The organism is Sphingopyxis sp. (assembly GCF_035250425.1).
GTDB lineage: Bacteria > Pseudomonadota > Alphaproteobacteria > Sphingomonadales > Sphingomonadaceae > Sphingopyxis.
On record NZ_DATFFD010000031.1, the window covers coordinates 1 to 7,509 of the forward strand.

General features: G+C 65.5%; 6 protein-coding genes and 1 pseudogene. 1 reads left to right on the plus strand and 6 read right to left on the minus strand.

Going from position 1 to position 7,509, the window contains the following annotated elements:
- From VJ811_RS02330 to VJ811_RS02350, 5 genes and pseudogenes are all read right to left on the minus strand, one after another.
- Window positions 1-444, minus strand: a pseudogene (locus tag VJ811_RS02330) (hypothetical protein); the annotation flags it as partial.
- A gap of 115 nt (window positions 445-559) precedes the next feature.
- Complete coding sequence (locus VJ811_RS02335) at window positions 560-1,048, minus strand: GAF domain-containing protein (RefSeq protein ID WP_324070663.1); 489 nt, start codon at window positions 1,046-1,048, stop codon at window positions 560-562.
- Window positions 1,048-3,204 (minus strand): prolyl oligopeptidase family serine peptidase, encoded by a 2,157-nt coding sequence (locus tag VJ811_RS02340; protein ID WP_324070664.1) that lies wholly within the window; start codon window positions 3,202-3,204, stop codon window positions 1,048-1,050. The genes VJ811_RS02335 and VJ811_RS02340 overlap by 1 nt, the downstream gene beginning before the upstream one ends.
- A gap of 259 nt (window positions 3,205-3,463) precedes the next feature.
- On the minus strand, window positions 3,464-4,825 hold the full coding sequence (locus VJ811_RS02345) for a DNA-packaging protein (RefSeq protein ID WP_324070665.1): 1,362 nt from the start codon (window positions 4,823-4,825) through the stop codon (window positions 3,464-3,466).
- Window positions 4,782-5,387 (minus strand): hypothetical protein, encoded by a 606-nt coding sequence (locus VJ811_RS02350; RefSeq protein WP_324070666.1) that lies wholly within the window; start codon window positions 5,385-5,387, stop codon window positions 4,782-4,784. The genes VJ811_RS02345 and VJ811_RS02350 overlap by 44 nt, the downstream gene beginning before the upstream one ends.
- A 907-nt stretch (window positions 5,388-6,294) precedes the next feature.
- On the opposite strand from VJ811_RS02350, the gene VJ811_RS02355 reads away from it, so the two are divergent.
- Window positions 6,295-6,786, plus strand: a complete 492-nt coding sequence (locus VJ811_RS02355; protein ID WP_324070667.1) for a hypothetical protein — start codon at window positions 6,295-6,297, stop codon at window positions 6,784-6,786.
- Between the two features lie 150 nt (window positions 6,787-6,936).
- Here the strand turns inward: VJ811_RS02355 and rplQ are convergent, their stop codons facing one another.
- Complete coding sequence (gene rplQ / locus VJ811_RS02360; protein ID WP_058539762.1) at window positions 6,937-7,359, minus strand: 50S ribosomal protein L17; 423 nt, start codon at window positions 7,357-7,359, stop codon at window positions 6,937-6,939.
- Window positions 7,360-7,509 lie beyond the last annotated feature (150 nt).

The window sequence follows — 7,509 nt, forward strand, 5'->3', positions numbered from 1 at the left end:
GCGTCCGGCTATGCGGTTGCCGGCGATGCCCCCCACGAGCCCGCCGGCAACCGCGCCGCCCACCGTGCCCCCCCGGCCACAGCGGCGTTCCATCTCTTCGTCGTAACGCGCGTCATACCCGCCGTGATAGCGGGGGTCGTATGCGGGCGGCGGCGGATAGCCGGCGCCATGGCCCTCGACCGTGCCTTCATAACGGCCTTCGTAGCGGCGGCCGTCGGACGTTTCATAGGTGCCGTCCCAGGTGCCGGTCCAGCGGCCCTCGGCATCATAGCCCGAGACGCGGCGATATTCGACTTCGCTCGGCACGCGGTCGGGATAGCCGGTATAGACGCGGGCATCGGGATCGTCGGGATTGCCATAGGCGAGCGACGGCTGTTCAGCGCGCGCATGCCCCGCCAGCAACAACGACGCTGCGGCCATCCCCAACAACACGATCGTACGCATGACTTACTCCCTGTTCCCTCGGCCGAACCGATTGGTTAACAGTTTGTTAGCAAAATATGCGGCTTTTCGCGAATCCGTTAACCGTGACTTATCTGTCCCGATTTGGGGCGGGGCTTCAGGCGGCCAGCGCCGCCGCAATGCGCGCGACGAGCGCTTCGGCGCCGGCCTGGTCGGCGGCGGTGAAGCGGTCGGGGATCGGGCTGTCGAGGTCGAGCACGCCGACGAGGCGGTCGTTCGCGATCACCGGCACGACGAGCTCGCTGCGGCTGTCGGCGTCGCACGCGATATGGCCGGGAAAGGCGTGGACATCATCGACGCGCTGCGTCGCGCGCAGCCGCGCGGCGGCGCCGCACACGCCCTTGTCGAGCGCGATGCGGATGCACGCCGCCTTGCCCTGAAACGGGCCGAGCACCAGTTCCTCACCGTCGAAGCGATAGAAGCCCGCCCAGTTGAGGTCGGGGATCGCCTGCCAGATCAGCGCCGCGACATTCGCCATATTGGCGATGCCGTCGGGCTCGCCCGCGACGAGCGCCGCCGCGGCGTCGCCCGCCTCGGCCCAGCGTTCGGCGGAGTCGGTCGCGGAGAAGGACAGGGCATAGGACATTATTCGACGCTCAGCCCGGTCCACTTCGCCGCGAAGGCATATTTGTCGGCCGCCTCGGCGATGATCTTGTCGGTGGGCTTGCCGCTGCCGTGCCCGGCGCGCGTTTCGACGCGGATCAGGTGCGGCTTGTCGCCCGCCTTCGCATGCTGGAGCGCCGCGGTATATTTGAAGCTGTGCCCCGGCACGACGCGGTCGTCGGTGTCGGCGGTCGTCACCAGCACCGCGGGATAGGCGGTGCCATCCTTGATATTATGGTACGGCGAGTAAGCGAGCAGCGTCTTGAAATCGCCCTCCTTCGACGGATAGCCATAGTCGTCGACCCAGTAACGCCCCGCGGTGAAGCGGTCGAAACGCAGCATGTCCATCACCCCGACCGCGGGCAGCGCCGCGGCGAACAGGTCGGGGCGCTGGTTGGTCACCGCGCCGACGAGCAGCCCGCCGTTCGAGCCGCCCTCGATCGCGAGCTGGCCCTTGCCCGCGATCCCTTGCGCGATCAGATATTCGCCCGCGGCGATGAAATCGTCGAACACATTCTGCTTCTTGTCGAGCCGCCCCGCGTCGTGCCACGCCTTGCCATATTCGCCGCCACCGCGCAGGTTCGCGATCGCGAGCACGCCGCCCTGGTCGACCCAGGCGAGCTTGGTCGGCGAAAAGCCGGGGGTCATCGACACGTTGAAGCCGCCATAGCCGTACAGCAATGTCGGCGATCCCTTGCTGCGGTCGAGCCCCTTCTTCATCACGAGGAACATCGGCACCTCGGTGCCATCCTTCGATTTATAGAAGCGCTGCTCGACGCTGAAGTCGGCGGGCTTGAAGGTCAGCTTCGGCTCGGCGAAAATCTCGCTCTTGCCCGTCGCCGTGTCGAAACGATAGATCGTCGTCGGGCGCGCATAGCTCGAGAAGCTGTAGAAGGTTTCGGGGTCGCTCGACTTGCCGCCGAACCCCGTCGCGGCGCCGATGTCGGCGAGCTTGATGTCCGCGACCGGCCTGCCGTCCAATGCCACCATCCGCGCCTCCGACTTCGCATCGCCGAGGTAGGAGAGGATCAGGCGTCCCCCGACGCGCGAGGCGCCGACCAATGTCGCCTCATTCTCGCCGACCAGCTGCGTCAGCGCGCCGGGCTTTTTGATATCCATCGACACGATCCGCCCGCGCGGCGCGCCCTTGTTGGTGACGAAGGTGAAGCGCGTGCCCTCGTTGGTCACATATTCCCAATTGTTCGCATAATCGTCGACCAGCACGATCGGCTTCGCCCCCGGCTTGTCCGTCGGGTGCAGCGTCAGCCCATAACGTTCGTCGGTGCCCTCGGACGACACGACGAGCAGATATTTTCCGTCGTCGGTGACGACCGCGCTGTTGTTGAGCTTGGGCTTGTCGGGGGTCGCGTGGATCAGCACATCCTCGCTCTGCGGCGTCCCGAGCTTGTGGAAATAGACGCTGTGATGTTCGTTCAATGACTGGAACGCCTCGCCCTCTTTGGGCTCGGGAAAGCGCGAATAATAAAAACCGCTGCCATCCTTCGCCCAGTCGAGCGCCGAAAATTTGACCCAGCGCACCTCGTCGGACAGATCCTGCCCCGTCGCGACATCCTTGACGCGCACGATGCGCCAGTCGGTGCCGCCATCCTGCACCGAATAGAGGAGATGCTTGCCATCCTCCGACGGGTTCCATTCGCCGAGCGCGGTCGCACCGTCCTTCGCCCAGGCGTTGGGATCGATCAGCACGCGGCCTTCGCCCTTCAGCCCCTCGCGGACATAGAGCACCGACTGCGGCTGCAACCCGTCGTTGCGCGTGTAAAAATAACGCGTCCCCGCCTTCGTCGGCAGCCCGAAGCGTTCGTAATTGTAAAGCTCGGTCATCCGCTTCTTGAACGTGTCGCGGCCCGGCAGCGTCTCCAGATAGCTATCGGTGACCTTGTTCTGCGCCGCGACCCAGTCGGCGACCTTCGGATTGACGCGCACATCGTCCTCCAGCCAGCGATAGGGATCGGCGACGTCGACCCCGAACTGCGGATCGACCGTGTCGCCGCGCGCCGTGTCGGGATAGGCGGGCGCGAGCGGCGTCGCTGCCGCTGCGGCATCGGCCGCCTGCGCTACTGCGGCTGGAGTCATCAGGGCAACCAGCGCCAGCGGCGCGAACAGGGCTTTGCGGGACATGACAAGGCGATCCTCATTCTCTGCGGGGAAATTATCGTGCGCCGATATGTAAGCATCGACAAGGGGCGGGCAAGGGGATTTCCGGTCCGGGCGGGAGGCACGGCCTATCACCCCTGCGAATTGCGGGTTCTGGGTGGGAAGCGGACGCCGTCCTCTTCTTCGTCATCCCCGCGAAGGCGGGGATCCCGCTTTGCGACGGCGAAGGAAAAAGCGGGATTCCCGCCTTCGCGGGAATGACGAACTAGAATCCCCCTTTTGCTCAATCAAACCGCCGGATCCCCGGCACCGGCGCGGGCTTCAGCATCAGTTCGTGCAGCGCCCACACCATCGCATCGGCGCGATCGGGCGATGCGCCGGGTCCCTCATAATCGCCGCCCGCGACCATCCCCGTCAATTGCTCCTCCAGCGCCGGAAAGCACCCCGCGAAAAAGGCGCGGCCGTTTTCGAACAAGGCCGCCGCCGGCTCGGCGCGGCCCGTTTTCGACAGGCTCGCGTGGCTGATCGTCACCGGCAGTACCGGGCTCGCCGCCATCAGCACCGACCGGATCATCTCGCCGCCCTGATTCCCTTCGGCGACGATGCGGTCGGCGCCGAAATCGTGCGCCGCGCGCACGACCGCGCGCGCCCATTTTTCGGGCGAAACCCCGCCCAGCGACCGGTCGGCGATCACATGCGCGACGCGGCCGTCTGCGCCGCCGCCCATCTCGGCGACGACCCCCGCGACGACGATGCCGCACGTGCCGCGCGCCGACGCCGGCGGATCGACCGCGACGACGATGCGGTCATAATGCGCGGCGGGGGCGGGCAGGCGGCATCGCCGCACCAGTTCGTCGGGCCACAGGCTGCCCTGCGCATCGGTCAGCATCACGCCGTCCAGTTCCTGCCGCTCCAGCCGCGTCCCGCCATATTGGGCCGCCATCGCCGTATGAAAGGCGGGCGGCAGGTGCGGGTTGTCGTGCGTCGCGCCGCCCGAAAGCGCCGTGCCGGGGGCGGCGAGCACCAGCTTCATCACCCGCGACGGGCGCGGCGTGGTCGTGATCAGGCATTGCGGCGCCGCGCCCGCGCGCAGCCCCAGTTGCAGATTGTTCCACGCCGCCTCGCCCTGCTTCCATTTCGCCAGCTCGTCGCACCACGCAAAATGATGTTCGGGACCGCGCAGGCTCTCGCCATGCGCCCCCGAAAACAGCTGCGCCTGCGACCCGCCACGGAACGTCAGCATCCCGCGCGCCGCGTGCCATTGCACCAGGTCGCCGGGTTGCTGCAGCGCCAATATCCCGCTCGGCCCCTCGACCATGACATTGCGCGCTTCGTCGATCGTCGCACCGACCAATGCGATGGACAGCGGCTCGGCCGCATGACGGACCAGCGACCAGATCCATTCGGCGCCGGCGCGGGTCTTCCCGAAACCGCGCCCCGCCATCAACACCCAGTTACGCCACGCGCCCGCGGGCGGCGCCTGCCCGCCATGGCGGTACAGCGCGAAATCGCCCGCAACGAACGCGCGCTCGGCCTCGGTCAGATGATCGTACAGCCGCGCGCGTCCCGCCGCCCCCGCGCGCACCAGCCGCGCGCGCAGGTCAGCGCCGCGCACGCGCTTTTCCGCCGCATTTTTTCGCGTCATGCCGTTCGACAATGTCCAGCTTGCGCAAAATCTCCGCGCGCGTGACCTCGGGATCGGCCGGCTTCGCGCGCCAGCCGAACCGCTGCGGCGATCCGCCGCGCGCGCTGAACCGGTGCAATCGCAGCACCTGCAACGCCTCGCGCGCGGTCATCCCGCCGAACGGCGGCGCGGCCGTCGCGGCGTCCCTGCCGCCGTCCTCCAGCGGCGGCACCGGCGCCAGCAAATTGGTCGCCGCGCAAACCAGCGCCATTTCCAGCCGCGCATAGCCTGTATCGAGCGCCGCCTCCCACGCGCTACGAAACGCCGCATAGCTCTGCCGCCGCCGATAGACCGCGGTGGTCGAAAACCCCGCCGCCGCGGCCGACGCCATGACGTTGCACGTCGCCTCCAGCTCGGCCAGAAACACCGCCTCGGCCTTCGCACTCCACCGATGCCCGGCGCGCCGCTCGGCCTGCAATTTCCCGCGCTGATCGCGCACCACGACCCGCTCGCCCGCCGCTGCGCCCACATCGGCACAGCCATCCTCACCACGCCGACGCGCGGCCTTCTTCCTCTCGCTCATGTCGGAAACCCCTCATCAGGAAAAACCGGCGCAACGGCCAGTTTCCGGATAAGTACCAAAACATCGTCACGATGTCAAGAAATATAACCTATTTGGATAATTAGGTCGCCACCGTCAGACTCTCCCGTCACCTTGCCTTTCGCCGTCGTGAAGAAGGGAGGCGGGTCCCGGATCAAGTCCGGGATGACGATGTCGGCTAGCGACCGGAAGCGGACATAATATCCTCCCTGTCGCGCAGCGATGGGGAGGGGGACCGCCGCGAAGCGGTGGTGGAGGGGCGGCGACGTCTGCGCCATTGCCCCTCCGTCAGCGCTGCGCGCTGCCACCTCCCCATGCCTTCGGCACAGGGAGGATATTACCATCATCGTCGCCCCGGACCTGATCCGCGGTCCCGCTTGAAGGCGAGGGTTGCTTTTATGTCAAAAAAGCGGGATCCCGGGTCAAGCCCGGGATGACGAATGTCCGCAAACGACCGGTTTCGACCGGTTGCTGCCGTAAGCGATCCTCCCCCATCGGGGGAGGGGGACCGCCGCGAAGCGGTGGTGGAGGGGTTGCGAGCGTAGCGAGCGCTGCGCCGCTCGACCCCTCCGTCAGCCCTGCGGGCTGCCACCTCCCCGTTCCGGGGAGGATCGGAACCGCCCGCCTCCCACCCCTTACCGGCCCTTCGCTGCCGATCTGGCCGCTAACGATCGATAGTCGACACTCCTGCGGCAAGTTGGCGACCCTTTTCCAGACATAGATTTGGAGATGGGGGAGGCTCCAGCGGCGCGTTTCTCAAGCGCGTGACCGCAATGCCGAGAGAATCAGCGCTGCGATAAGCCAGGCCGCTGCCGTGGATCGATCGAAAACGGATTGTAAAGATTGGAAGACTAAAGAACCCCGGCATTGGGTAGGAAAGTGTCAAGCGATGGATCAGGTCATAGGTCGAGGCGGATTTGTCGGTCGATCGCTCGTGGCGATGCTCCTTACTGGCCTGTTCTCGCCTCTTCTTCTTGCAATGGGGACAGCAGTATTTTTTTTTATAATCGAACACTCCATTAAAAAAATGGACGGCGTTGCGGCATTCGTCGGGACGGTCTGGTTTTTTGGCAGCTTTGTAGCGATGCCATGTGCCGTTTTGCTCGGCCTGTTAGTCGAGTGGCCGAAGATAAAATGGCTGATGGGACTGAAACCAGTTGGAATAAGGGGGTCTTTGTTCCTGAGCATAGCGGGAGCGGAGATACTTCTCCTATCTGGACTGACGATCTCCGCCGCTCTGCAACCTCCTTCGCAATTTTCTGATGGAATCGGCGAAGGATTTCTATTTGTCGCTGTAGCTGCTGCGATTGGTGGCGGGTGTTCTGGTGCGTTCTGGTGGAAACTTGTGGTAATGCCTATGCGTCGGGCGAGGGGAGCCTAGAAACGCGCAGGAAATGGCTGGTTTCGATAGTTTCGCCCAATAGCTGACTTTCCGGAAACCACCCCATTGCAGCCACCCCACGCCGCCCATGAAAAAGGGCGGCCATCCTTTCGGATGCCGCCCTCAATCTCATGTCGCTGAAAGCGCGCCTTACGCGGCTTCCGCCTCGTCGTCATACTGCTCGACCGGGCCCGAATCCTGGCCCTTGGCATCGACGTCGCGGTCGACGAATTCGATGATCGCCATCGGCGCCGCGTCCGAGGCGCGGATACCGGCCTTGATCACGCGGGTGTAGCCGCCGTTGCGGTCCTTGTAGCGCTCGGCCAGCACGTCGAACAATTTCTTGAGCTGCGTGTCGTCGAGCAGGCGGCTGTTCGCGAGGCGGCGGTTGGCAAGGCCACCGCGCTTGGCCAGCGTCACCAGCTTTTCGATATAGGGACGCAGTTCCTTCGCCTTGGCGACGGTCGTCGTGATCTGCTCATGCTTGATGAGCGAGGCCGACATGTTGCGGAACAGGGCCGTGCGATGCGCGCTCGTGCGCTGAAGCTTCCGGCCACCCGATTTATGACGCATGTTCTTGTCCTTCGTTTGTTAAGGGCCCGTGTGAGGTAGCCCAGACCAGGTCGATTGCGGGCCGACCCATTCCCCACCCCGTCGCCCCCGCGAAGGCGGGGGCCGCTGGAGGCATAGCGTAAGGTTGCAGGCGGCCCCCGCCTTCGCGGG

Bases quoted from the DNA above. Each gene is read 5' to 3' on its own strand.
- VJ811_RS02335 (WP_324070663.1), bottom strand. From the start codon at position 1,048: ATGTCCTATGCCCTGTCCTTCTCCGCGACCGACTCCGCCGAACGCTGG.
- VJ811_RS02350 (WP_324070666.1), bottom strand. From the start codon at position 5,387: ATGAGCGAGAGGAAGAAGGCCGCGCGTCGGCGTGGTGAGGATGGCTGT.
- VJ811_RS02345 (WP_324070665.1), bottom strand. From the start codon at position 4,825: ATGACGCGAAAAAATGCGGCGGAAAAGCGCGTGCGCGGCGCTGACCTG.
- VJ811_RS02355 (WP_324070667.1), top strand. From the start codon at position 6,295: ATGGATCAGGTCATAGGTCGAGGCGGATTTGTCGGTCGATCGCTCGTG.
- rplQ (WP_058539762.1), bottom strand. From the start codon at position 7,359: ATGCGTCATAAATCGGGTGGCCGGAAGCTTCAGCGCACGAGCGCGCAT.
- VJ811_RS02340 (WP_324070664.1), bottom strand. From the start codon at position 3,204: ATGTCCCGCAAAGCCCTGTTCGCGCCGCTGGCGCTGGTTGCCCTGATG.